This window comes from Enterococcus sp. AZ163, assembly GCF_050498925.1.
GTDB classification, from domain to species: Bacteria; Bacillota; Bacilli; order Lactobacillales; family Enterococcaceae; genus Enterococcus_A; species Enterococcus_A ferrettii.
The window spans coordinates 3,679,871-3,703,094 of the sequence record NZ_JBIPAO010000001.1 but is presented as its reverse complement, the minus strand read 5'-3'; the positions used below and the strand labels follow the sequence as shown (position 1 = coordinate 3,703,094).

Genomic DNA, 23,224 nt, shown 5'->3' with positions numbered 1-23,224 from the left:
CAATTGTAGCAGTAAAGTTAAGCCAAATGGGGGGATTTGAATGTACGACGTAATTATTATTGGTGCTGGTCCTGCAGGTATGACCGCAGCTTTGTATGCATCCCGTTCAAATTTGTCTGTATTAATGATCGAGCGCGGTGCGCCTGGCGGACAAATGAACAATACAGCTGAGGTAGAAAATTATCCAGGATTTGACTCAATTATGGGACCTGAGCTAGCACAAAAGATGTATGAAAATGTAGAAAAATTTGGAACTAAAAATGCTTATGGAATTGTGCTGGATATTAAGGATCGCGGGGACTATAAAGAAGTCATTACCGAGGATCAAACTTATCAAGCCAAAACAATCATTATTGCAACGGGCTGTGTTCATCGTAAGCTGGGCGTAGCTGGAGAAGAATCATTTGCTGGTCGCGGTGTATCTTATTGTGCGGTATGTGACGGTGCCTTTTTCCGCAACAAACGTTTGTTAGTAGTTGGAGGCGGCGATTCAGCAGTAGAAGAAGCGATTTACTTAACTCGTTTTGCCGCTGAAGTAGTCATTGTTCACCGCCGTGACGAGTTACGAGCACAAAAGATTATTCAAGACCGGGCATTTGCAAACGAAAAGATTTCTTTTATCTGGGACAGTGTCGTAGAAGAAATAGTTGGCAATGATATGGTGGTAACTGGAGCAAAAATTCGTAATGTTAAGACTGATGAAATCCATGAAGAACCAGCTGATGGCATGTTCATTTATGTTGGACTTGATCCACTAACAGAACCATTTAAAAATAGTGGTATTACCAATGAAGCAGGTTGGATTGAAACAGATAATGAGATGAAAACCAGTATTCCTGGTGTCTTTGCAATTGGTGATGCCAGAGAAAAAGATCTGCGTCAAATCACAACTGCAGTAGGCGAAGGTGGTATTGCAGGTCAACAAGTTTATAAATATATCGAGAGTAATAAATAATGAGTGTCTTTTTTGACACTCTTCTTTTTTTGCTCCATTTTAATGTTTTTGTTTGCTGAATATAACAAGGATGGTATACTTGAAAGGTAAGAAAAATGAAAGAGGTGTCCTTCATGTCTTGGAAACAAGTGTATGAACAATGGATGAATTCCGATAAACTGGATGAAAAAATGCAAAAGGAATTAAAAGCGCTTAATGATAATGCTGAATTAAAGCAAGATGCTTTCTATACATCTTTAGAATTCGGTACAGCAGGAATGCGGGGGATTTTAGGACCAGGAACCAATCGTATGAACATTTTTACGATTCGTCAGGCTACAGAAGGTTTGGCCCGTTTCATGGATACCCAAGATTCTGAAACTAAAAAGCGCGGCGTAGCAATTGCCTATGATTCTCGCCACATGTCGCCTGAGTTTTCAATGGAAGCAGCTAGAACGTTGGCTGCTCATGGCATTCCTTCTTATGTTTTTGAAAGTCTGCGACCAACTCCAGAGCTTTCTTTTGCAGTACGTCACTTGAATGCATTTACAGGGATAATGATTACTGCTTCACATAACCCCGCTGAATACAATGGGTACAAAGTCTATGGTGAAGATGGAGGCCAAATGCCGCCAGAAGATGCGGATGCATTGACTAAATTTGTGCGCTCAGTTGAGAATCCTTTAGAAGTGGCAGTTTTGCAAGACGAAACCAGCAGTCTAATTACGATTATTGGTGAAGAAGTTGATGCTGCTTATTTGGAAGAAATCAAAGCTGTGACAATTGATCAGGAATTGATTAACGAAATGGGCAAAAACTTGAAACTTGTTTATACACCATTACATGGTACTGGAACAATGCTTGGGGAGAAAGCCTTGAAGCAAGCAGGGTTTGAAGAATATATGCTGGTTCCTGAACAAGCAGTGGCTGATCCTGATTTTTCTACTGTTAAATCACCAAATCCTGAAGAGCATTCAGCTTTTGAATATGCAATTAAGTTAGGTGAAAAAGAAGGTGCGGATTTATTAATCGCCACGGATCCAGATGCTGACCGTTTAGGAGCAGCAGTACGTTTGCCTAGTGGTGAATACCAAGTATTAACTGGAAATCAAATCGGTGCGTTGCTGATTCGCTACATTTTAGAAGCTCATAAGCAAGCGGGGGATCTACCAGAAAATGCAGCGGTATTGAAGTCCATTGTTTCAAGTGAATTGCCAACGGCCATTGCTAAAGCCTATAATACTGAAATGGTTGATGTATTGACCGGCTTCAAATTTATTGCTGAAAAGATTCAACAATACGAAGAAGATGGCTCTCATACCTTTATGTTTGGCTTTGAAGAAAGCTATGGTTACCTAATCAAGCCATTTGTTCGGGACAAAGATGCAATTCAAGCGTTGCTTCTATTAGCAGAGGTTGCCGCTTATTATAAGAAGCAAGACAAAACCCTTTATGATGGTTTGCAAGAAATTTTTGAAGAATACGGCTACTTTGCAGAGAAAACTATTTCTGTGACGTTGAGTGGTGCAGAAGGTGCTGCTAAGATCAAAGAGATCTTGGAAGGGCTGCGGACTCAAGCACCAACGGAATTTGCAGGGGTTTCAGTGGCACTAACTGAAGATTATCTAATCCAACAAGCCACAGATAGCCAAGGTACAAGCAGGGCCATTGCTATGCCTTCTTCAAATGTATTAAAATATACGTTAGAGGATGATACTTGGTTAGCTATCCGACCATCTGGAACAGAACCAAAAATTAAATTTTACATTGGAGTAAAAGGGTCATCTGAAAAAGATGCGGAGAATAAGCTAGCGGCTTATGAAGCAGCAATCCGCAAAATTACAGAGTAGAAGAGGGGCTTAGAATGAGTACACAAAAGACTGAAATTCTAGCCGTTAGTCAGTTGTTTAAAGTGTTGAGTGACCCCACTCGTTTAAGAATTTTATTGTATTTGAAGCAAGGTGAACGCAATGTTTCTTCCATCAGTGAAAATTTGGCAATGGAACAGTCAGCGGTTTCCCATCAATTGAAGCTGTTGCGGGACAACCGTTTGGTCAAAGCACGACGCGATGGCAAGGCAATGTTGTATAGTTTGGATGACCATCATGTCTTAGATATTTTGGATCAAACCTTCCGCCATGTGTCTCATCATTAAGACAACTAGTGATTTTCTATTTTTATTGGAAAATCACTAGTTTTTTTTGGGTATTTTAGTTATACTAAGACACAAACTATATTAAAATATGATGAAACACGTTTAATCTTTGTGCAATCATTTGGAGGCGAATTATGAAAAAACCAGTTAAAGTAGGTCTATTAGGTTTAGGTGTTGTAGGAACTGGTGTGCTGGAAATTCTGGCAGATCATCAGGAGAAAATCGAAAAGAGTATTGGCTGTCCCTTAACCGTAACAAAAGCGTTGATTCGCCCGACTGAGGACAAAGAAGAAACGGCGAAAAAATACAATCTTCAATTGGTGCATGAGTTAACTGATATTACAGAGGATCCAGAAATTGATATTGTAGTAGAAGTAATGGGACGTATTGAACCAGCTAAGACTTTCATTGCAGAATCGCTGAAAGCTGGCAAGCACGTTGTTACGGCGAATAAAGATTTACTCGCTCAACATGGCAGTGAATTAGCTTCTTTAGCTCATGAGCAAAAACGCAACTTATACTATGAAGCAAGTGTAGCTGGTGGTATTCCAATCTTACGGACCATCGCTAACAGTTTAGCAGCGGATGATATTCAGGAAGTATTAGGGATTGTTAATGGAACAACTAATTATATGTTGACTAAAATGGTCACTGAACAGTTAGACTACGAAACTGCCTTGAAGCAGGCTCAAGAATTAGGCTTTGCTGAAAGTGACCCAACAAATGACGTAGATGGCATTGATGCAGCGTATAAAATGGTAATTTTAAGCAAATTTGCTTTTGGTATGACGATTAATATGGACCAAGTAAAGGTAAAAGGAATTCGAGGATTATCCGGTAATGATGTGACGGTTGCTGACCAGTTAGGCTACACCGTTAAATTGATTGGTTCGACTGTTAAGCAAGGCGACAGTATTGCAGCCGAGGTAGGACCAGTATTGGTTCCGAGTAATCATCCATTAGCTTCCATTCATAATGAATTTAATGCGGTATTTGTGAAGAGCTCAGGAATTGGTGAATCCATGTATTACGGACCTGGCGCTGGTTCACGACCAACAGCAACTAGTATTGTAGCGGATTTGATGACGATCGTTAATAAGATTCAACTAGGCACGATTGGTCATCGTTTCAGTGAGTATACTCAACCAACCAAGTTGACATCGCCTGAAGAAATCGTCAGCAAATACTTCTTGTCATTAAAAATGCCTGATAAAACAGGTCAATTTTTACAATTAGCTGAGATCATGGCACAAGCTGGTGCAGGACTTGAACAGGTAGTTCAAGAGAAAGCTCAAGTAGAAAATGCTCGAGTTGTGGTAATTACTCACAAAATGTCGGAAACAACCATGAGCCAAATTCAAAAAGACATCGATGAAAAAACAGATTTTGAACTATTATCAACAATGAAAGTAATGGGGGAATAGTTAACATGTACGAAGGATTATTAAAGCAATATCAAGAATATTTACCAATCACTGATAAAACACCAATGCTGTCATTAGCGGAAGGAAATACACCGTTAATTCCATTGCATAATTTATCTAAAGAACTAGGAATTACTTTGTATGGTAAATATGAAGGCTTGAATCCAACTGGTTCATTTAAAGATCGTGGGATGGTTATGGCTGTAGCTAAAGCCGTTGAAGACGGAGCGAAAGCAATTATCTGTGCATCAACTGGAAACACTAGTGCAGCAGCAGCGGCATATGCGACTCGTGCAGGTATTAAAGCCTATGTAGTAATTCCAGATGGAAAAATTGCTATGGGTAAACTGGCTCAAGCGATTATTTATGGAGCGGATATCATTTCAATTCCAGGAAATTTTGATGAAGCGTTGAAAGCAGTGCGTGATATTGCAGAAACAGAAGCAGTTGCTTTGGTAAACTCAGTTAATCCTTATCGTTTAGAAGGTCAAAAAACTGCTGCTTTCGAAATATGTGAACAACTAGAAAAAGCACCTGATGTTTTAGCTATTCCTGTCGGCAATGCTGGAAATATTTCGGCCTATTGGAAAGGTTTCAAAGAGTGGCATGAAGTGAAAGGCACAGCTCTACCGCGCATGCACGGTTTTGAAGCGGAAGGCGCTGCAGCAATTGTTAGGGGAGAAGTGATCGAACAGCCGGAAACAGTGGCGACTGCGATTCGAATTGGAAATCCAGCCAGCTGGAAATTAGCTGAGGCAGCAAGAGACGAATCAGGTGGACACATCGATGCAGTAACTGATGAAGAAATTTTAAATGCATACCGGAAAGTTGCAGCACAAGATGGCGTCTTTGTAGAACCTGGTTCAGCAGCATCGTTAGCCGGAGTAATTCAGCATGTGAAGAGTGGAAAAATCAAACAAGGTGAAACTGTAGTAACAGTTTTCACTGGTAATGGTTTGAAAGATCCAGATACAGCAATTAATGCAACTGATGTAAAAATTAGTAAAATGAGCGATTTAGAAGATATGCGTCAACACTTGAAAGAAGGAGTGGCGAAACTATGAAAATCCGCGTTCCTGCCACAAGTGCCAACCTAGGTCCAGGCTTTGACTCTTGCGGGATCGCGCTTTCGCAGTATTTAGTGATCGAGATTGGTCCAGCAACACAAAAATGGGCAGTGGAGCATGAGTTGTCCAATTCCATTCCTCGCGATGAGAAAAATCTGCTGATTCAAATAGCGTTGAAAATAGCGCCTAAGTTGACACCTCACAGCATAAAGATGTCAACTGATATTCCAGTCGCTAGAGGATTGGGCAGCAGTTCCTCTGTCATTGTGGCCGGAATTGAATTGGCTAATCGTTTGGGTAATCTAAACTTGTCTGTTCGAGAAAAATTAGAGATTGCTACAGAGATCGAAGGTCATCCCGACAATGTTGCACCAGCAATTTGTGGTAGTTTTGTTGTGGCTAGCTATGCAGATGAGCAGGTAGAGTATGTAAAACATCATTTTCCAGAATGCGATGTAGTCGTATTCATTCCAGACAAGGAATTGTTAACCTCAGCCAGCCGAAGTGTCTTACCTGATGAATTTTCTTATAAGGAGGCAGTAAAGGCCAGTTCGATTGCGAATGTAATGATTGCCGCAGTATTGAATGGCAATTTACCTTTGGCTGGAAAAATGATGGAAAAAGATTTATTCCATGAGAAGCATCGTAAAGATTTAGTGCCTCATTTAACTGAAATCCGAGAAATTACTCAAAAAATGGGTGGATATGGCAGCTATCTAAGTGGAGCAGGCCCTACTGTATTGACTTTAGTGGCCCCAGATAAATCTCAGCAGGTTGCTGAGCGATTGAAGGAGTTAGATGACACAGCTCGGGTGGAAATCTTGGCAGTTGATCAAGAAGGACTGCAAGTTTATTAATTAAATAGTATGTGATGAAAAGAAGAGTATAGAAGAACTAGGTTTTACAGAAAGCTTCGGTAGCTGAAAAGAAGTATTCCTGATCTTTTAGAAGATGGTCTTGGAGCATAAAATGATGAATAGAGTAATCATTTGCGGGTCGGCCCGGTACAGCTTTTCAACAGTCCGCTGTTGAGTGAGATTGATCCTAGATCAATAAACAAAGGTGGTACCACGGAAAACTTCCGTCCTTTCCTATTACAGGAGGACGGAAGTTTTTTTGTTAGTCTCGCTTTTTGCAGTTTGCTATTGTGAGAGAGTTAGATTTAAAGGGGTTGCTCAAATTCAAAATTAAGAAGACTAGTTGGATGGTACACGATAGTAGGATAAAAGATTTTTTGATAAGAAAATGTTGAACAGAAGAACAAACAGATCGAACAACCAATCACAATCAAAGGAGGAAATGAATATGGAATTCGAAACAAAATGTCTGCATGCGGGGTACACGCCAGGAAATGGAGAACCTCGGGTATTACCCATTACTCAAAGTACCACGTACACTTATGATTCAACAGAGGAAATTGGAAAACTATTTGATTTGAAGGAAAGTGGTTATTTCTATACTCGATTGGCAAATCCAACGACGGGTGCGGTAGAGGAAAAGCTAGCTGCACTGGAAAATGGCGTAGGAGCATTATGCACTGCTTCTGGTCAGGCGGCGACTTTCTATGCTATCTTGAATATTTTAGAAGCAGGGGATCATTTTATCTCTTCTTCTTATATTTATGGGGGTACGTACAATTTATTTGCCCATACTTTACGAAAAATGGGAATTGAAGTAACTTTTGTAGATCAAAATGCTTCTTTAGAGGAATTGAAGCAAGCAGCAAAATCAAATACCAAAGCGGTTTTTGCTGAAACAATTGCTAACCCAGCCTTATGTGTATTAGACATCGAAAAATTCGCACAGTTAGCGCAAGCTTTGGACGTACCGTTTTTAATTGATAATACTTTTGCGACCCCCTATTATTGCAGACCAATTGAATTTGGAGCAGATATTGTTATTCATAGTACAACTAAATACTTGGATGGTCATGCGGTTCAAACCGGCGGAGTTATCATTGATGGTGGGAAATTTAACTGGAATAATGGTAAATTCCCACAATTGTCTGAACCAGATGACACTTATCACGGGATTGTCTATACTGAAACCTTTGGTGCTGCAGCATATATTACTAAAGCTAGGGTTCAACTAATGCGCGATTTAGGAGCGACCCCTTCTCCGCAAAATTCTTTCTTACTGAATTTGGGAATCGAAACTTTAGCAGTAAGAATGGAACGTCATTATCAAAATGCTTTGGCTGTTGCAGAGTTTCTAACTAAACAACCTGCGGTCAAAAAAATAAAGTACCCTGGTTTAAAGCAAGATGAAAATTATGATTTAGCACAAAAATATGTTCCAAATGGATTATGCGGTGTGATTTCCTTTGAAATTGGAGCAGGCAAAGAGGAAGCAGCGAAATGGCTGGATGCTTTGCAATTGGTTTCGTTGGAAGTTCATGTAGCAGATATTCGAACATGCGCACTACATCCAGCAACATCTACCCATCGTCAGCTAACCGATGAAGAATTAACGCAGGCGGGAATTTCACCAGGTTTGGTGCGCTTATCATGCGGAATTGAGAATGTATCAGATATTCTAGCAGACTTGCAGCAAGCTTTTGAACAACTGGAGGGATAAGTCATGCCGATTCGTTTAGAACCTGACTTTCCAGCAAAAAGGATCTTGGAGAATGAAGATATCTTTGCCATTGATAATTTGCGAGCTAATCAACAAGATATTCGACCATTAAAATTATTGATTCTAAATTTAATGCCTAATAAAATCGCAACTGAAATTCAACTGCTGCGGTTAATCAGTCAAAGCCCATTGCAAATTGATGTGGATTTTATGAAGGTGGCTTCCCATGAGCATCGTAATACTAGCAAGACCCATTTGGAGAAATACTATTTAGAATTTTCTTCTATTAAAGAAACTTATTATGACGGATTGATTATTACGGGTGCCCCCATTGAAAAACTGTCTTTTGAAGAGGTAGATTATTGGGAGGAACTGACTGCAATTATGACCTGGAGCAAAACCCACGTGACTTCGGTCATCCACATTTGTTGGGGAGCTCAGGCGGGGATGTATTACCATTATGGAATAGATAAAGTGCTGTTTGAGGAAAAGCTGTTCGGCATTTTCTCACAAAAGCTTTTGACGCAGCATCGTTTGTTCCGTGGTTTTGATGATGTTTTTTGGATGCCGCAATCTCGTTATACTGGAATTAATGAAACACAAGTCTCAGACAGTTCGCTAGAGGTAATCGCTCGGGGAGCTGATGGCGCAGCCACGATTCTTCTTTCAGATGATGGGCACAACGTATTTTTACTGGGACATTTTGAATATGATTCTGGTACCTTAGAAGGTGAGTATCTGCGGGACTTGGATAAAGGATTAGATACTCAAAAGCCTGAAAATTACTATTTGTCTTCGGAGAAGATTACAAATCGTTGGCGAGCGCATGCGTATTTGTTTTTCCATAATTGGATTAATGATGTCTATCAGACAACTCCCTATGTATTAGAGCAAATAGTCGAGATCCAAACGAAAAAGACAAAATAAGATTTTTAAAATAGAAAATATCCGAACTTTAGCAACTGCACCCCTGTAATTATTGGCGTGTTCATTAACTATAGTTCGGATATTTTTTGTTAAAATTCCGTTTAGTTAGTCGTCTTCAGCGTCTTCCATAAAATAGTAGCTGTGGTCTTCTAAATCTAGGGCATTCATAATCTTAGCTGCAGTTTCCTCTATGGAATAGTTTGCGACGTTTACTACATAGCAACCAAGTTTTTGATACAATTCATTAGCAAATTCTAATTCTGCTTGAATTTTGTCGCGATCCGAATATGCTGTTTCAGGATTGAGGCCATAAGCGCGCATCCGTTCTTTTCGAATACTGATTAATACTTCAGGGTCATTGGTTAAACCAACAATCTTTTTAGGATCAATCTGGAACAATTGCTTAGGAATATGCGCTTGTGGAATCAACGGCAAATTGGCTACCTTTAAATTTTTGTTGGCTAAAAACAGGCTTAAAGGTGTTTTCGATGTTCGTGAGACACCTAATAAAACAATGTCAGCGTCAAGGAAACCTTTTGCATCTTTTCCATCGTCGTATTTCACAGCAAATTCCAACGCTTTGATTCGTTTAAAATAATTGTCATTTAAATGATGCAGTGCACCGGGTTCATAAGTTGGTTCAATACTTGCACGTCGTTCGATTTCATTAACCACCGGATTCAACAGATCCATATGGAACAAGCCTGCTTGTTCGCAAAATTCTTCGGCGATTCGTGATAACTTCGGATCAATTAATGTATGAATGATCATGGCATTTTCATTTTTAGCATCTTTCAGCGCCTTTAACAGTAACTCCGCTGAGCTGATAAAGGTTCGACGGAACAAGCAAAATTCTACAGTCGGGTATTGCGCCATAGAAGCCTGCGCCAATTTAGAAGCCGTTTCACCTGCCGAATCGGAAATGATAAAGATCGTTACAAGATCGGTTTGATTTTCCTCCTCCATAAAATTCTCCCTTGTATTTTAAGATAATTTATTATACCATATTGTTTATTCATAATCATTACGATTTAATTAGGAGGAATCGTCATGACCCAACCAACATTATTAGAAAAAGCGTTAATAAAAGTGAAGGAAAAGGGCTTCAAATACACGAAAAAGCGTGAAACCTTATTGGACTATTTGATTAAAAAGAATCGTTATGTGGCTGCTAAAGAAATATATGACTATTTGAATGCTCAGTTTCCTGGACTTAGTTATGATACTGTTTATAGAAACTTAAGGGAATTTTGTGAAATCGGCATTGTGGAAGAGACCGATTATCAGGGAGAAATGAAGTTCCGCTTCAGCTGCAGCGAAGATTTTGGGCACCATCATCACTTTATTTGTACGGTTTGTGGCAAAACGAAAGAGATTCACATGTGTCCAATGGATTTTTTCAAGGAGCAGTTAGATGATTGCCAAATTGAGGGGCATCGTTTCGAATTATATGGACGTTGTTCAGATTGTAAAACGATTGCTTAACCAATCGGTAAAATAAAACTCCCCAGTACCTTGACTCATATTTATCCATTCGATATAATAACCTATGGACGGTCTTGTTTTTTGAGAGTATATTTCAATAACAAAAACGGTTACTTTTTAAGCTCGGAGGGAGGGAATTTATATGTCAAAAACAGTGGTTCGTAAAAATGAATCTCTTGACGATGCTCTTCGTCGCTTCAAACGTTCCGTTTCAAAAGCGGGGACTCTACAAGAATCTCGTAAACGTGAATTTTATGAAAAGCCAAGTGTGAAACGCAAGAAAAAATCAGAAGCAGCTAGAAAACGTAAAAAATTCTAGTGTGAATGGAGTGATATGATGTCACTGCTTACTCGGCTAAACGAAGACATGAAGCAAGCGATGCGCAGCAAGGACAAAGAATCTTTGCAGGTAATTCGCATGCTGAAAGCCGCTGTTCAAAATGAACAAATCAATACAGGTCAGGAATTATCAGAAGATGATGAACTAACTGTTCTATCTCGTGAGATGAAGCAGCGACGTGAATCATTGATGGAATTCGAAAAAGCTGATCGGACTGATTTAGCGGATAAAGTCAAAAAGGAAATTGTAATTGTAGAAAAGTACATGCCAGCGCAGCTTTCAGAAGATGAAATCCGCAGCATAGTAAGTGATGCAATTGCTAAAACTGGAGCAACTTCACCAAAGGAATTTGGAAAAGTGATGGGCGCTGTGATGCCAAAGGTCAAAGGTAAGGCTGACGGTAATCAGGTAAATGCCATCGTAAAAGAGTTGTTACAATAGGAATTTTTACCATCGAGAAGAATATTCTCGGTGGTTTTTTTTTGCTTTATAATTGAGGATTGCCACAATTTCCACATTGAAGTGGAAAATAAAAAATTTAAACTCATTTGAAAACGTTCTATAGTTAGGTCAGAAAGAAGGAGGAGGAACTTTTTAATGGAAGAAGTCAGAGTCGGAACCGAGATGGACTCAATGGCCATCATCTTACATGCAGGCAATGCAAAGAGTGATGCGTATGAAGCCCTGCTCGCAGTGAAGCAAGGAGATTTCAAAACATTTGATGAAAAGCATAAGACAGCGAAAAGTGAAATGAAACTTGCTCATCGAGCGCATGCAGAAATGCTTAGAAAGCTTTCTTCAGAGGACCGAATGAACGAGGTGGATCTGCTATTAGTGCATGCAGAGGGACATTTAACTTCAACAGAGATTGCTGTAGACATGATCGCTGAGTTTGGAGAATTGTATAAATGGAAGGAGACTATTTAATGGATAAAAACTTTTTTTGGGGTGGGGCAACTGCCTCTTATCAATGTGAAGGTGCTTGGGATGTCGATGACAAGGCCGAATCAATGTGGGATCATTACCTGCATGAAAACGATATGGAGAATGGAGACATTGCCAGTGACCATTATCATCGCTTTGAAGAAGATATTCGTATGATGAAAGAAGGAGGTCAAACTTCTTATCGCTTTTCACTATCATGGCCACGCATTATTAAAAATCAAGCTGGTGAAATTAATTCTAAAGGAATTGAGTTTTATCATCGCTTATTAGATGCTTGCCACAAATTTGATATCGAACCTTTTGTGACAATCTATCACTGGGATTTACCGCAATATTGGGAAGCAGATGGCGGTTGGCTAAATCGAGACGTAGCTTATGCATTTGAACATTTAGCAAAGATTTGCTTTGAACAGTTTGGAGATAAAGTTCGTTACTGGACAACCTTCAATGAACCCAAATGGTTTATTGCTAACGGCTATTTTATCGGAAATTATCCACCAGGCTTGCAGGACGTTCAAAAAACGATGATAGGAGCTTATCATGTAATGTTGGCGAGTGCTCTAGGGGTGCGGGCTTTCCATGAAGGCGGTTATCAGGGACAGATTGGTATTGTTCACAGCTATACACCAGTTAATGGTGTAGATGATACAATTGAAACGAAGATTGCGATGCGCTATGCAGATAACTATTGCAATAACTGGATTTTAGATACAGCAGCTTTAGGAGAATTTCCAATTGATCTAGTGGCAAAACTGGCTTTAGATTATGACGTAGATTTTATGAAGGTAGATGAATTACGCATCATTAAGGAAAATACAGTTGATTTCATCGGGCTAAACTATTATGCTCGTACTTTAGTGAAACCGTATACCGATGGTGAAACACAAGTAGTCTTCAACCATTCGGGTAAAAAAGGTCAGAGTAAAGTGGTAATCAAAGGTTGGTTTGAACAGGTGAAGGATCCGAATAGTGAATTTACTGCCTGGGATACTGAAATCTATCCAAAAGGCTTGCAGGATGGGTTGATTGAAGCTTGGGATCGCTATCATTTACCCATTTACGTTACCGAAAATGGGGTAGGCGTCAGAGAAGACGTGACTGTTGATCAGGTGAATGATGATTACCGTATTTCATTTATGAATGACCACATTAATGCCATCATGAACGCGATGGATCAAGGAGTAGATATTCGCGGCTACTACGCTTGGGCATCCTTTGATTTATATTCTTGGAAAAATGGTGTTGAAAAGCGTTACGGCCTAGTTGCTGTTGATTTTAATAATGAACAAGAACGTAAGCCTAAAGCCTCTTACTATTGGTTTAAGGAGGTCATTGAAAGTCACGGAGAAAAAATCCAACGAAGAGCGTTTGAGTAACAATCCGATTTGCATTTAAAAAAATGGCTCCATTGAGAGGAACGATAATAATGAAAAAAGTAATGCTAGTTTGTAATGCGGGGATGTCAACAGGAATGTTAGCAAAAAAAATTGAAGCAGCTTCCGGCAATACGCTGGAAGTGAATGCTTACAGTGAATCTGAATATAAAGATTATTTGGAGGGGGTAGATTTAGTTTTAATTGGGCCACAAATTCGTTTCTTAAAACCGCAAATTTCGGCGGCGGTAGAGGTACCCGTTGAAGCAATTTCACCAATGAAGTACGGCATTATGGATGGTAAAGGTGTCTACGAAGATATCAAAAAATTGATCGGGGGATAAAAGATCATGGGATTTAATACATTAAGCGAAAAAATGGATCAATATATCTCGCCGCTTGCTAACAAGTTAAGTCAGCAGCGGCACTTGAAAGCAACACGCGATGCCTTTATGTCAATGCTGCCAATTACTTTGTTTGGTTCAATTCCGATCATTTTGAATGCTGCACCAGTGACAGAAAATACAACAAACCGCTTTTTGCTGGCTTGGGCGAGCTTTGCTGAACAGAACAGTATGATTTTAAACTGGATCAGTGGTATCACCTTAAGTGCCATGTCATTATTCATTTGTATCGGAGTAACTTATTTCTTATGTCGTCATTACAAGGAAGATGTATTAAGACCTTTGATGTTTGCAGTCGTTGGATTCTTGATGCTAGTTTTGACACCGTTGAAGCTAGGCTGGGATGGTAAAGAAGTGGAGATTAGTTTCTTGGATGGTCGTGGAATTTTGTTGGCACTTTTTGTTTCTATTGTTACGGTGGAAGGCTATCATTGGATGCGTAAGAAAAACATTGGACGAATTTCAATGCCGGATAGTGTACCAGCTTCATTGTCAGAAACCTTTGCAGCGCTCGTACCTGGCCTGATTTTGATGACATTCTTTTCGATTGTCTTTATTATCTTTCATGCCTTTGATACGACCGCTGTACAATTCCTATACAATATTATGGCACCGAGCTTCCAAGCAGCGGATAGTCTGCCATTTACCATTTTGAGTATTTTCTTGATTCACTTGTTTTGGTTCTTTGGCATTCATGATGCGGCATTAGCTGGAATTTTAGGACCAATTCGTGACGGAAATTTGTCAATTAACGCGGCGGAAAAAATGGCGGGTACAGATTTAAGTAACGTCTTTACTACTCCATTTTGGACTTACTTTGTTATTATTGGTGGTTCAGGTTCAGTCTTGGCATTAGCTTTCTTAATGATGCGTTCCAAATCAAAACAGTTAAGTACAGTGGGGAAAGTTGGTTTTCTGCCTTCCGTTTTCGGAATTTCAGAGCCGATGATTTTCGGGACACCGTTGATGTTGAATCCGATTTTCTTTGTACCATTTATTTTTACTTCTGTGTTTAACGGAATTGTTACTTACTTGTGTATGTCGTGGGGGATTGTTGGCAAGACGTTTGCGGTGTTCTCGTGGCAGATGCCCGCACCAATTGGAGCTTTCCTTTCTACTATGGACTGGCGTGCGGTTGTATTGGTTCTTGCATTGACGGCTCTAGATGGAGTGCTGTACTACCCATTCTTTAAGGTATATGAGAAAAACCTAATTAATCTGGAAAAAGAATCTGAGACAGAGGCTGATTCAGCAGAAAAAACAGCCGTAGATGTTTCCAATGATACAACGACTGCTTAATAGTTTAGAGCATAGGTAATCCTATGCTCTTATTGTGATATAATCTAAAAGCTAAAATGCCTTCAGGAGGATCGAACATATGCAAATTTCTCAAAGACAAGAACAGATTATCGAGAAATTAACTTTTAGTAATCTCCCTCTTACAGCCCAGATGCTCTCTAAAGAGTTAGGCGTATCGTCTAAAACAATTCGTAATGATATCCAACAGTTAAATGGACAGGTTTTACAAGCGGTCATTTTATCGAAAGCGGGTGCTGGATTTTATCTTAATCCAGAAACTCTTTCATTATTGGATAATGAGAAGAAAATTGATCGATCAAACCTGCGCTTTGAATTGCTGGTTCAAATTATTGATCAAGCCAGGTGCGATTTTTACGAATTAGCCGATGATTTCTTTATCAGCGAGTCTGCACTTAATCGGATTATCAAGGAGTTAAATGACTTGATTTCTCGACAGGATCAATCATTGATTATTCAGCGGAAAAACAACCAATTATTTATTAATGGTGAAGAAGCTGAGAAACGGCGCGTTTTTACGCTGTTCTTGAATCAAGAAATTGAGGCCAATAAATTAAGCTTGGAGAAGTATTCAGACTATTTTGGACAAATTGATTTAGCTAAGTTGTCGCAGTTGGTAATTCGTTTCCACCAGCAGGAGAACTTTTCGATCAACGACTTTTCCACGATTTCTTTTATTTTACATGTAGCTGTATTGTTAGAGCGAGTGAGCAAAGCGAGCTTTTTAAATACTACTAAGACTGCAATGGAGGATCAAGAGGGACGTCGGCTAACCCTTGAAATAGCTGCTTTATTAGAAGAAAACTTTCAGGTAGAAATTCCAGAGGAAGAGCTGCCATATATTTATCGTCTGTATTCTGGTGTAATTGTTTCCAATGAGAGCTTGGAAGAACTGCAGTTAAAAGAAGTGATCGAAAATTTACTTGATAGTATTTCGGGGATTTTTTATTTAGATTTTACTCAAGACGAAAAGATTGTTGATTATTTGCTGACTCATGTTTCAGCTTTATATAAGCGGGCAATCAATCATCAATATTTAACCAATCCTTTGTTAGAGGAAATTAAAAGTAAGTTTTCTTTTGTTTACAATGTTAGTGTATATGCTTCCGCTTTTTTACAACGGACATTATACATACAATTTCCAGAGGATGAAATTGCCTATTTATCCTTGCATTTTCTTTCCGCTTTAGAAAATATCCGCAGGAAAAAAAAGAAGCAGGTGCTGCTAGTTTCACCTTACGGAGTAGGAAATCAGCGGATTGTTCGATCTTATTTAAATCGAATTACGGACTTCGAAATAGAGTTGTCTGTAGCACAGTCTATTTTCGATATCAATGATGAGCTGATAAAGGACAAGGATTTGATTTTGACAACTGAAGCGTTGCAAATAGAGACGACTATTCCTATTTATCACTACCAGTCTTTTTTAACAGAACAAGATTTAGCCAAGATTACCCAACTCTTTGCTGCAGTCAGTCAAACGCCGTCGGTACTGACCCGCTTTTTGAAGGAAGAATTATTTTTTCCTCACGAGGGACAAAGGACACCTGATGAAGCGATTCGTTTTCTTTGTCAGCAGTTGTGTGATAAAGGATATTGCGAAGCTGACTATGTGGAAAAAGTATTAGAACGTGAGGCGTTGTCCAGCACAGCATTTGGCAATTATTATGCGATTCCCCATGCGATTAAACGAGAGGCTAAGAAAAATGCAGTAGCGATTGCTTCCTTTGAAAAACCGATTCAATGGCAAGGAAAAAAAGTAAGACTGGTTCTGCTGCTGGCGTTAAAAGGAGAACGTGACAATTCCTTTGAACAATTGTTTGAGGAGTTGGTAATGATTTTAAACGAACCTGCTCGTGTCAAACGGTTAGCGAAGCAAATAGATTTTGAAAAATTTTTAACGATTTGTCAGGAAAAATAAGAAAGACAGTGATTTTTTGAAGCGGCTCGTCAACGAGACTTCGAGGATTGCTGTCTTTTTAGGTCTTTCTTAAGGTGAGATCCCTCGCAATTTTTCTTTTATTTAGAGTGTGGTATGATAGGGTGACTGATTAAAATAAGGGGATGAAGTATTTTTGACAAAAAACGATTTTGAGTCGTTGGAAATAAAACTTAACGCCAAAGATGATATTAGTATGTTGTTAGGTTCCCATGACAAACATATCAAGTTTTTAGAAGATAATACAGAAACAACAATTAATACACGAGGCGAAACCATCCAAATTATTGGTGAAAAAGAAGAGACCAAACTGGTCGCAGATGTTATTCGAGCATTGCAGATGTTAATTGATCGGGGAATAAAGGTTGCGACACCTGATGTGATGACCGCTCTTCGCTTGGCTAAGGATAATCATTTAGATGAGTTTGTGATGATGTATGAAGAAGAATTATTAAAGGATCGCAACGGAAAGCCTATTCGTCCTAAAAATATTGGTCAAAGCCGCTATATCTCCGCTATCCGTAAATCAGATGTAGTATTTGGAATCGGTCCTGCCGGTACTGGTAAGACCTATTTGGCGATTGTTATGGCAATTGCCGCGTTAAAAAAAGGTGAGGTACAACGGATTATTTTGACTCGACCGGCTGTTGAGGCAGGCGAAAGCTTAGGATTCTTACCTGGTGACTTGAAGGAAAAAGTAGATCCTTACCTGCGCCCAATGTATGATGCGCTGCACCAAATCTTTGGTGTTGAGCATACGAACCGTCTATTGGATCGTGGTGTCATAGAAATTGCACCATTGGCTTATATGCGAGGCCGTACTCTAGATGATGCTTTTGTCATCTTGGACGAAGCACAAAATACGACGATTGCCCAAATGAAAATGTTTTTGACTCGGCTGGGATTTAATTCTAAAATGGTGGTTAACGGTGACACCAGTCAGATTGACTTGCCAAAAGGTCAGATGAGTGGCTTGATGCATGCGGAACGAACGCTGCGTAATATCAAACATATTCGCTTTGCGAATTTTGAATCTGCTGATGTGGTTCGTCACCCTGTAGTAGCTGAAATTATTGAAGCTTACGAGAAAGAGAATCTACGCCATTCAAATGAGTAGATTGGAGGAAACAACATGTTGAATCAACCAATCAATAATTTGCGAAAAAAACTCGGTTCACGATTTATTCCGCTAACTCTAGTCTTTTTTGCATTTCTTTTGATTGTTACGATGTTTACCAGCGTGCGTCAAAAACGAGTGGATTACCGGGAGGGTCAAGTCGCTTCTGAGAGTATTCGCGCCAATAAGACGCTTGAAAATATTGCTGAGACCGATCAGAAACGTCAACTGGCAGCTGAAGCTGTCACTCCGGAGTACACGTTCCAGCCTGAACTGGCAGAAACTCAGCACGATCGCATCAGTCAATTGATTGATTTGGTTCAAAAAACCAATAGTGATATTGATAAGGCTAATCAAACCAAAGTATCACAAGCTAAAGAAGGTGAGACTGTTCCTCAACCAACGGTGGAGGAACGTGTTGCCGCGGTAAAAAAGAACTTTGAAAGTATCGACCAAGATACAGTCAGCTTTTACCAAAAGCTGCCGGAAAACTTTTTCCGGTTAGTTGTTCAACTGACGAGTCAGCAGTTAGATCAAGTAAAAACGTCGACTTTAAAGTTGAACGATGAGCAGATGAGCAAACGAATTCGAGAGAGCGACTTAGAGGCCTATAGGCAGCAGGCGATCGATCAAATTCCTGACCTTGGACTAACAGACAACCAAAACCAGGTGATTCAATACTTGTTGGAAAACGGTATTGTAGTCAATGATATTCTGAATGAGAAAAGAACAGAAGATTTACGGGAACAGGCGAAGAGCTCTGTTCAACCGGTTATGATCTATCAAGGAGAAATCATTGTTCGCGAAGGCAGCCAAATTGATGCCAGTGCCTTCAATAAATTGAAATTATTGGGGCTGACTAGCTCGGGCGGGTCAACCTTCCCACTGATAGCCATGATTTTGTCAACTATTCTTCAAGGCTTTGTCTTGTGGTTCTACAGCCGACAATTTGAAGTTGAGTTTCAGCGAATCCGATTTATCTTATTCTATTCGGCTTCAATGATTTTCAGTGTTCTAGTCATGAAGTTTCTTCAAATTTTCCAAAGTACCAGCAGCAATAACTTGGCGCTATTTTTCCCAGCTGCTTTTGTACCATTGTTGTTGACCGTTTTTGTGAATCGCAGAGCTGGAAGTTTAGCGGCTGTTTTCCAAACTATTTTTGCTTTATTTGTTTACTATGATTCCATTGGAACCAACATGCTGACGATTATTTTGATGACCTATTTGTTTTCAGGTGTTTTGGCAGTGATGGTAAAACAAAAACGAGTATCTGATCAAGCCAAGCAGGCGCTGCTTTGGATCGTTATCTTCCCCTTGATTTGGGCGATTATTTTGAATATTTATCAAGGCTTGTCCTTTACCAATAGTGCAACTTGGGGCACGTTGATTTGTGCGGTAGCTGGATCGTTATTATCCTTCTTGTTAGGAACTGGTCTGCAGCCGTATATTGAATTGCTAGTAACAGATAGCGGGGTTATTACGCTAAATGAATTAAGCAATCCCAACCATCCATTGCTTAAACAGCTGCTGGAAGAAGCACCGGGAACTTATCATCATTCCATGATGGTGGCTAATCTGAGTGCCAATGCCGTAGCTGAGATTGGCGGACGGTCGCTGCTAACCCGTGTAGCTTGCTACTACCATGATATTGGTAAGATTCGTCATGCGAACTTCTTTGTGGAAAATCTGCCGCCGGGTGCGGAGAATCCACATAATTTCCTGCTGCCAGAAGACAGCAAGCAAATTATTTTTGGACATGTGATTGAAGGGGCTAAGATTCTAGAGGAATACAAAATGCCGCAAATGGTGATCGATATTTGTTATCAGCATCATGGAACGACTTTAATGAAATTCTTCTATGTGAAAGCTAAAGAGCGGAATCCGGAAATAACTGAGGCAGAATTCCGTTATCCTGGTCCGAAGCCACAGACAAGAGAAGCGGGTGTAGTAAGTATCGCCGACAGCTGTGAAGCAGCAGTACGCGCAATGGATCATCCATCAATGGAAAAAATCAGCAGATTTGTTCATGAGTTGATTGAAGAACGTATCTCTGATGGGCAATTGGACGATTCCGGCTTGACGTTGAAAGAAATTCGAATTGTCGAAAAATCGTTAATCAGCAGTTTGAGTTCGACCTTCCATTCACGGATTAAATATCCGAAGATGAAATCAGAAGCTGAGAAAATGAAAGAAGAGCAAGAAAGAGGCGAACGGTAGTGGATATTACCTTTATTGATGAAACCGGCGAAGTTTCTCAAGATAGAATCACTGAAGTTGACGACTTGCTGCAATTTGCAGCCGACTATTTGAAGCTGCCAGAAGACACGGAGATGTCGGTCACTTTTATGGACAATGCGGCCATTCAGATTATTAATCGGGATTATCGCGATAAGGATGCACCAACGGATGTGATCAGTTTTGCTCTAGAAGAAGACGGTGAAGATGAGGGTCCGATAATTTTTGACGAGGAGATGGCAATGCCAAGAAATCTAGGCGATATAATGATTTCTACAGAACGTGCAGCAGAACAGGCGGAAGAGTACGGACATAGTTTCGATCGGGAATTAGGCTTTTTAGCTGTTCATGGTTTTTTGCATATCAATGGCTATGATCATATGACCCCGGAAGATGAGAAAGAAATGTTCGGACTACAGAAAGAGATTTTGGATGCCTATGGACTCAAAAGATAAAAAAGAAAAAGTAGCTAAGACAGATGAAATGGATAAAACTGAAAAAATAGATGAGACAGAAAAAGCAGTTAGAGTGGATAAAATAGAAGAACCTAAAAAGATGGAAAATCGGGGGAAGAACAAGCATTTTATCACTTCTTTAGAATTTGCTTTTAAAGGAATACAAACAGTCTTTGAAGAAGAACGCAACATGCGTAAACATGTTCTTCTAGGTGGGCTAGCAATGCTAGCTGGAGTCATTCTTGGGTTAGACCGTTTAGAATGGCTATGGATTTTTCTGGCAGTTTTTTTGGTTTGGATAGTTGAAATCATTAATACTGTGTTTGAAAATGTGGTAGATATGTGTACGGAATGTCACTACAATGCCATTGGCAAAAAGATCAAGGATATGGCCGCTGGTGCGGTATTGCTGACATCTATTTTTGCTGTAATTGTTGGCTTGATTATTTTCTTGCCAAAAATTCTGGAATTTTTAGACGCATGAAATTGAGAGAATGTTGTTTAGCTGGGACGAACGAGCTTTTGTAAGCTGAAAAGGTTCGCCCAGTTTTTTTCAGGAAAGGAATAAAAACTATGACAGAACATAAATCAGGATTTGTTGCAATTGTTGGTCGTCCTAACGTTGGAAAATCAACCTTGCTGAACCGGATTGTTGGGCAAAAGATTGCCATTATGAGCGACAAAGCTCAAACTACCCGTAACAAAATTCAAGGAGTGTATACGACGGATGAAGCTCAATTGGTTTTCATTGATACTCCTGGAATTCATAAACCCAAACATCGTTTAGGTGATTATATGGTGGAGGCTGCCTATAGTGCATTGCGGGAAGTCGATGCGATCATGTTCATGATTAGTGCTGATCAAAAGCGCGGGCCAGGAGACAACTTCATTTTGGAACGATTGAAAAACCAAAACGTTCCTGTTTATTTAATTATCAATAAGATTGATAAGATTCATCCAGATGAATTACTGGCAATCATTGATGATTATCGTCAGGTGATGGAATTTAAGGAAGTTATTCCTATTTCAGCAACTGAAGGCAATAATGTAGAACACATGATGGAAACTTTAGTGGATCAGATGCCGGAAGGTCCGCAATATTTTCCAGAAGATCAAGTGACCGATCATCCAGAATATTTTATTGTTTCGGAGTTAATCCGAGAAAAGGTATTGCAACTGACCCGTGATGAGGTTCCCCACTCAGTAGCAGTAGTAACTGACTCAATGAAGCGGGATGAGAACGAGAAGATTCATATCCAAGCGACGATTATAGTAGAGCGTACGAGTCAAAAGGGAATTATTATTGGCAAAGGCGGGAAAATGCTGAAAAATGTCGGAACGCAAGCACGTAAAGATATTGAGCGCTTGTTGGGAGACAAAGTGTTTCTGGAATTGTGGGTAAAGGTTCAAAAGGACTGGCGCGACAAGAAAACCTATTTGCAGGATTACGGCTACCGTAACGATGATTATTAAGATGAGCAGAGGTGAAGCGAGGCTTTACCTCTATTTGTTAGCCTATTAGATAGAAATCCCTTTATAATAGAAAGAAAGAGCAGAGGTGACGTGATGGCACAAGTAAGTGAAACCAAAGGCTTGATCCTTTTTAGTCGGGATTACAAGGAAAAGGATAAGCTGATTAAGATTTTTACCGAGTCGGCCGGGAAAGTTATGTTTTTTGCCAAGGGGATTCACCGACCGAATAATCCGCTGCGGTCTGCAGTTATGCCTTTTACCGAGGCAGTCTATATTGGTAATTTGAAGGAAGACGGCTTATCCTTTTTAAATAGTGCCAAAGAGATTCACCCGTTGCGCAAGCTGCAGGAGGACATTTTTCTAAATGCTTACGGTTCCTATATCTTAGGTTTAGTGGATGCCGCTATTGATGATCATGTCTATGATCCGGCTTTGTATGGCTTTACTAAACAGGCACTAGAGTTGATGGATCAAGGGTACGATGGCGAAACAATCTTGAATATTTTTGAATTGCAAATTATGCAACGATTTGGGGTAGCTTTAAACTGGAGAGCCTGCAGTATTTGTGGAAAGACTACTGGAGCCTTTGATTTTTCTTCGAAATACAGTGGGGTTTTGTGTCAGGATCATTGGCACATGGATGAACACCGTTACCATGCAGATCCGCGGGCAATTTATTTCATTCGCATGTTTTCGACGATTTCTTACGATAAAATCAGTAGTGTAAATTTGAAGCCGGAAACTAAGCAGGCTATCCGTAAAACGATTGATCAGCTTTATGAAGAATATGTTGGATTGCATCTGAAAAGCAAACGATTCATTGATCAAATGGGTGAGTGGCAAAATATGCTGAAGCCGTTAGATCCAAAAAATGATGCTGAATAGTCTGCGCTGTCTTAAAGACGGTGCAGATTTTTTTTTATAGATCTTTGACTGGTAAAAACTTTAATAGAGTCAAAATCTGCTTTTTCAGATTCTTTCTTGAAAAAATCCCTCGTTTGTTTAACAAATTTTCCAGCTTTCCTTGACCTTTAATGATAAAATGATTAATATACTT

Annotated in this window: 23 protein-coding genes and 1 other annotated feature; of the genes, 22 read left to right on the top strand and 1 reads right to left on the bottom strand. The window is 39.7% G+C overall.

All coding sequences use genetic code 11. The features are described 5' to 3' along the window. Positions 1 to 40 precede the first annotated feature (40 nt). The 8 genes from trxB to IGI46_RS17800 all read left to right on the top strand — a co-directional run bounded on the left by trxB (position 41) and on the right by IGI46_RS17800 (position 9,084). On the top strand, positions 41 to 955 hold the full coding sequence (gene trxB, locus IGI46_RS17835) for a thioredoxin-disulfide reductase (protein ID WP_429964272.1): 915 nt from the start codon (positions 41 to 43) through the stop codon (positions 953 to 955). Positions 956 to 1,068: 113 nt separating this feature from the next. Next, the gene (locus IGI46_RS17830; protein ID WP_429964271.1) at positions 1,069 to 2,784 is read left to right on the top strand and encodes a phospho-sugar mutase; all 1,716 of its coding nucleotides are present in this window, start codon (positions 1,069 to 1,071) and stop codon (positions 2,782 to 2,784) included. 14 nt (positions 2,785 to 2,798) lie between these two features. After that, positions 2,799 to 3,089 carry an ArsR/SmtB family transcription factor gene (locus IGI46_RS17825; RefSeq protein WP_207704766.1) on the top strand — a complete coding sequence of 97 codons (291 nt, stop codon included), beginning with the start codon at positions 2,799 to 2,801 and terminating at the stop codon, positions 3,087 to 3,089. Positions 3,090 to 3,223: 134 nt separating this feature from the next. Next, complete coding sequence (locus IGI46_RS17820) at positions 3,224 to 4,513, top strand: homoserine dehydrogenase (protein ID WP_429964270.1); 1,290 nt, start codon at positions 3,224 to 3,226, stop codon at positions 4,511 to 4,513. A 5-nt stretch (positions 4,514 to 4,518) separates the two neighbouring features. After that, positions 4,519 to 5,577, top strand: a complete 1,059-nt coding sequence (thrC, locus tag IGI46_RS17815) for a threonine synthase (protein WP_010759940.1) — start codon at positions 4,519 to 4,521, stop codon at positions 5,575 to 5,577. Next, the gene (thrB, locus tag IGI46_RS17810) at positions 5,574 to 6,437 is read left to right on the top strand and encodes a homoserine kinase (RefSeq protein ID WP_429964269.1); all 864 of its coding nucleotides are present in this window, start codon (positions 5,574 to 5,576) and stop codon (positions 6,435 to 6,437) included. Before thrC ends, thrB begins: the two co-directional genes overlap by 4 nt. A 5-nt stretch (positions 6,438 to 6,442) precedes the next feature. Then, positions 6,443 to 6,672, top strand: a binding site (T-box leader). Positions 6,673 to 6,885: 213 nt separating this feature from the next. Further along, positions 6,886 to 8,157, top strand: coding sequence for an O-acetylhomoserine aminocarboxypropyltransferase/cysteine synthase family protein (locus tag IGI46_RS17805; RefSeq protein ID WP_429964268.1), 1,272 nt, complete (start codon positions 6,886 to 6,888; stop codon positions 8,155 to 8,157). Between the two features lie 3 nt (positions 8,158 to 8,160). After that, complete coding sequence (locus IGI46_RS17800; protein WP_429964267.1) at positions 8,161 to 9,084, top strand: homoserine O-succinyltransferase; 924 nt, start codon at positions 8,161 to 8,163, stop codon at positions 9,082 to 9,084. A 105-nt stretch (positions 9,085 to 9,189) separates the two neighbouring features. On the opposite strand, the gene IGI46_RS17795 is transcribed toward IGI46_RS17800, so the two are convergent. Continuing rightward, positions 9,190 to 10,050, bottom strand: coding sequence for a pyruvate, water dikinase regulatory protein (locus IGI46_RS17795; RefSeq protein ID WP_429973919.1), 861 nt, complete (start codon positions 10,048 to 10,050; stop codon positions 9,190 to 9,192). Positions 10,051 to 10,134: 84 nt separating this feature from the next. On the opposite strand from IGI46_RS17795, the gene IGI46_RS17790 reads away from it, so the two are divergent. From IGI46_RS17790 to recO, 14 genes are all read left to right on the top strand, one after another. Next, positions 10,135 to 10,569: a Fur family transcriptional regulator gene (locus IGI46_RS17790; RefSeq protein ID WP_207704773.1), complete on the top strand. Its 435-nt coding sequence runs from the start codon at positions 10,135 to 10,137 to the stop codon at positions 10,567 to 10,569. Between the two features lie 142 nt (positions 10,570 to 10,711). After that, positions 10,712 to 10,888: a 30S ribosomal protein S21 gene (gene rpsU, locus IGI46_RS17785; protein WP_002356740.1), complete on the top strand. Its 177-nt coding sequence runs from the start codon at positions 10,712 to 10,714 to the stop codon at positions 10,886 to 10,888. An 18-nt stretch (positions 10,889 to 10,906) separates the two neighbouring features. After that, positions 10,907 to 11,350 (top strand): GatB/YqeY domain-containing protein, encoded by a 444-nt coding sequence (locus IGI46_RS17780; protein ID WP_429964266.1) that lies wholly within the window; start codon positions 10,907 to 10,909, stop codon positions 11,348 to 11,350. A gap of 156 nt (positions 11,351 to 11,506) precedes the next feature. Then, entirely contained in the window at positions 11,507 to 11,836 is a 330-nt protein-coding gene (locus IGI46_RS17775; RefSeq protein WP_429964265.1) for a PTS lactose/cellobiose transporter subunit IIA, read from the top strand. Next, complete coding sequence (locus tag IGI46_RS17770; RefSeq protein ID WP_429964264.1) at positions 11,836 to 13,230, top strand: glycoside hydrolase family 1 protein; 1,395 nt, start codon at positions 11,836 to 11,838, stop codon at positions 13,228 to 13,230. The genes IGI46_RS17775 and IGI46_RS17770 overlap by 1 nt, the downstream gene beginning before the upstream one ends. A gap of 50 nt (positions 13,231 to 13,280) precedes the next feature. Further along, entirely contained in the window at positions 13,281 to 13,571 is a 291-nt protein-coding gene (locus tag IGI46_RS17765; protein ID WP_207704777.1) for a PTS sugar transporter subunit IIB, read from the top strand. A 6-nt stretch (positions 13,572 to 13,577) separates the two neighbouring features. Further along, a complete protein-coding gene (locus IGI46_RS17760) occupies positions 13,578 to 14,930 on the top strand; it encodes a PTS sugar transporter subunit IIC (protein WP_429964263.1) in 1,353 nt (450 codons plus the stop codon). A 79-nt stretch (positions 14,931 to 15,009) separates the two neighbouring features. Then, the gene (locus IGI46_RS17755) at positions 15,010 to 16,869 is read left to right on the top strand and encodes a BglG family transcription antiterminator (RefSeq protein ID WP_429964262.1); all 1,860 of its coding nucleotides are present in this window, start codon (positions 15,010 to 15,012) and stop codon (positions 16,867 to 16,869) included. Between the two features lie 214 nt (positions 16,870 to 17,083). Then, entirely contained in the window at positions 17,084 to 18,004 is a 921-nt protein-coding gene (locus tag IGI46_RS17750) for a PhoH family protein (RefSeq protein ID WP_207704844.1), read from the top strand. 15 nt (positions 18,005 to 18,019) lie between these two features. Beyond that, positions 18,020 to 20,221, top strand: coding sequence for an HD family phosphohydrolase (locus tag IGI46_RS17745; RefSeq protein WP_207704780.1), 2,202 nt, complete (start codon positions 18,020 to 18,022; stop codon positions 20,219 to 20,221). After that, positions 20,221 to 20,694, top strand: a complete 474-nt coding sequence (gene ybeY / locus IGI46_RS17740) for an rRNA maturation RNase YbeY (RefSeq protein ID WP_207704781.1) — start codon at positions 20,221 to 20,223, stop codon at positions 20,692 to 20,694. The genes IGI46_RS17745 and ybeY overlap by 1 nt, the downstream gene beginning before the upstream one ends. A gap of 100 nt (positions 20,695 to 20,794) precedes the next feature. After that, complete coding sequence (locus IGI46_RS17735) at positions 20,795 to 21,178, top strand: diacylglycerol kinase family protein (protein WP_429964990.1); 384 nt, start codon at positions 20,795 to 20,797, stop codon at positions 21,176 to 21,178. An 89-nt stretch (positions 21,179 to 21,267) separates the two neighbouring features. Then, entirely contained in the window at positions 21,268 to 22,167 is a 900-nt protein-coding gene (era, locus tag IGI46_RS17730; protein ID WP_429964261.1) for a GTPase Era, read from the top strand. Between the two features lie 93 nt (positions 22,168 to 22,260). Beyond that, positions 22,261 to 23,052, top strand: coding sequence for a DNA repair protein RecO (gene recO / locus IGI46_RS17725; RefSeq protein ID WP_429964260.1), 792 nt, complete (start codon positions 22,261 to 22,263; stop codon positions 23,050 to 23,052). The last annotated feature ends 172 nt before the right edge of the window (positions 23,053 to 23,224 follow it).

What these genes read in the sequence shown, in the direction of transcription:
- IGI46_RS17800 (WP_429964267.1), top strand. Translation starts at nt 8,161, where the DNA reads ATGCCGATTCGTTTAGAACCTGACTTTCCAGCAAAAAGGATCTTGGAG.
- IGI46_RS17750 (WP_207704844.1), top strand. Translation starts at nt 17,084, where the DNA reads ATGTTGTTAGGTTCCCATGACAAACATATCAAGTTTTTAGAAGATAAT.
- trxB (WP_429964272.1), top strand. Translation starts at nt 41, where the DNA reads ATGTACGACGTAATTATTATTGGTGCTGGTCCTGCAGGTATGACCGCA.
- IGI46_RS17770 (WP_429964264.1), top strand. Translation starts at nt 11,836, where the DNA reads ATGGATAAAAACTTTTTTTGGGGTGGGGCAACTGCCTCTTATCAATGT.
- era (WP_429964261.1), top strand. Translation starts at nt 21,268, where the DNA reads ATGACAGAACATAAATCAGGATTTGTTGCAATTGTTGGTCGTCCTAAC.
- thrC (WP_010759940.1), top strand. Translation starts at nt 4,519, where the DNA reads ATGTACGAAGGATTATTAAAGCAATATCAAGAATATTTACCAATCACT.
- IGI46_RS17735 (WP_429964990.1), top strand. Translation starts at nt 20,795, where the DNA reads ATGGAAAATCGGGGGAAGAACAAGCATTTTATCACTTCTTTAGAATTT.
- IGI46_RS17830 (WP_429964271.1), top strand. Translation starts at nt 1,069, where the DNA reads ATGTCTTGGAAACAAGTGTATGAACAATGGATGAATTCCGATAAACTG.
- IGI46_RS17760 (WP_429964263.1), top strand. Translation starts at nt 13,578, where the DNA reads ATGGGATTTAATACATTAAGCGAAAAAATGGATCAATATATCTCGCCG.
- IGI46_RS17765 (WP_207704777.1), top strand. Translation starts at nt 13,281, where the DNA reads ATGAAAAAAGTAATGCTAGTTTGTAATGCGGGGATGTCAACAGGAATG.
- IGI46_RS17820 (WP_429964270.1), top strand. Translation starts at nt 3,224, where the DNA reads ATGAAAAAACCAGTTAAAGTAGGTCTATTAGGTTTAGGTGTTGTAGGA.
- IGI46_RS17805 (WP_429964268.1), top strand. Translation starts at nt 6,886, where the DNA reads ATGGAATTCGAAACAAAATGTCTGCATGCGGGGTACACGCCAGGAAAT.
- IGI46_RS17775 (WP_429964265.1), top strand. Translation starts at nt 11,507, where the DNA reads ATGGAAGAAGTCAGAGTCGGAACCGAGATGGACTCAATGGCCATCATC.
- thrB (WP_429964269.1), top strand. Translation starts at nt 5,574, where the DNA reads ATGAAAATCCGCGTTCCTGCCACAAGTGCCAACCTAGGTCCAGGCTTT.
- recO (WP_429964260.1), top strand. Translation starts at nt 22,261, where the DNA reads ATGGCACAAGTAAGTGAAACCAAAGGCTTGATCCTTTTTAGTCGGGAT.
- IGI46_RS17825 (WP_207704766.1), top strand. Translation starts at nt 2,799, where the DNA reads ATGAGTACACAAAAGACTGAAATTCTAGCCGTTAGTCAGTTGTTTAAA.
- IGI46_RS17745 (WP_207704780.1), top strand. Translation starts at nt 18,020, where the DNA reads ATGTTGAATCAACCAATCAATAATTTGCGAAAAAAACTCGGTTCACGA.
- rpsU (WP_002356740.1), top strand. Translation starts at nt 10,712, where the DNA reads ATGTCAAAAACAGTGGTTCGTAAAAATGAATCTCTTGACGATGCTCTT.
- IGI46_RS17780 (WP_429964266.1), top strand. Translation starts at nt 10,907, where the DNA reads ATGTCACTGCTTACTCGGCTAAACGAAGACATGAAGCAAGCGATGCGC.
- IGI46_RS17755 (WP_429964262.1), top strand. Translation starts at nt 15,010, where the DNA reads ATGCAAATTTCTCAAAGACAAGAACAGATTATCGAGAAATTAACTTTT.
- IGI46_RS17790 (WP_207704773.1), top strand. Translation starts at nt 10,135, where the DNA reads ATGACCCAACCAACATTATTAGAAAAAGCGTTAATAAAAGTGAAGGAA.
- IGI46_RS17795 (WP_429973919.1), bottom strand. Translation starts at nt 10,050, where the DNA reads ATGGAGGAGGAAAATCAAACCGATCTTGTAACGATCTTTATCATTTCC.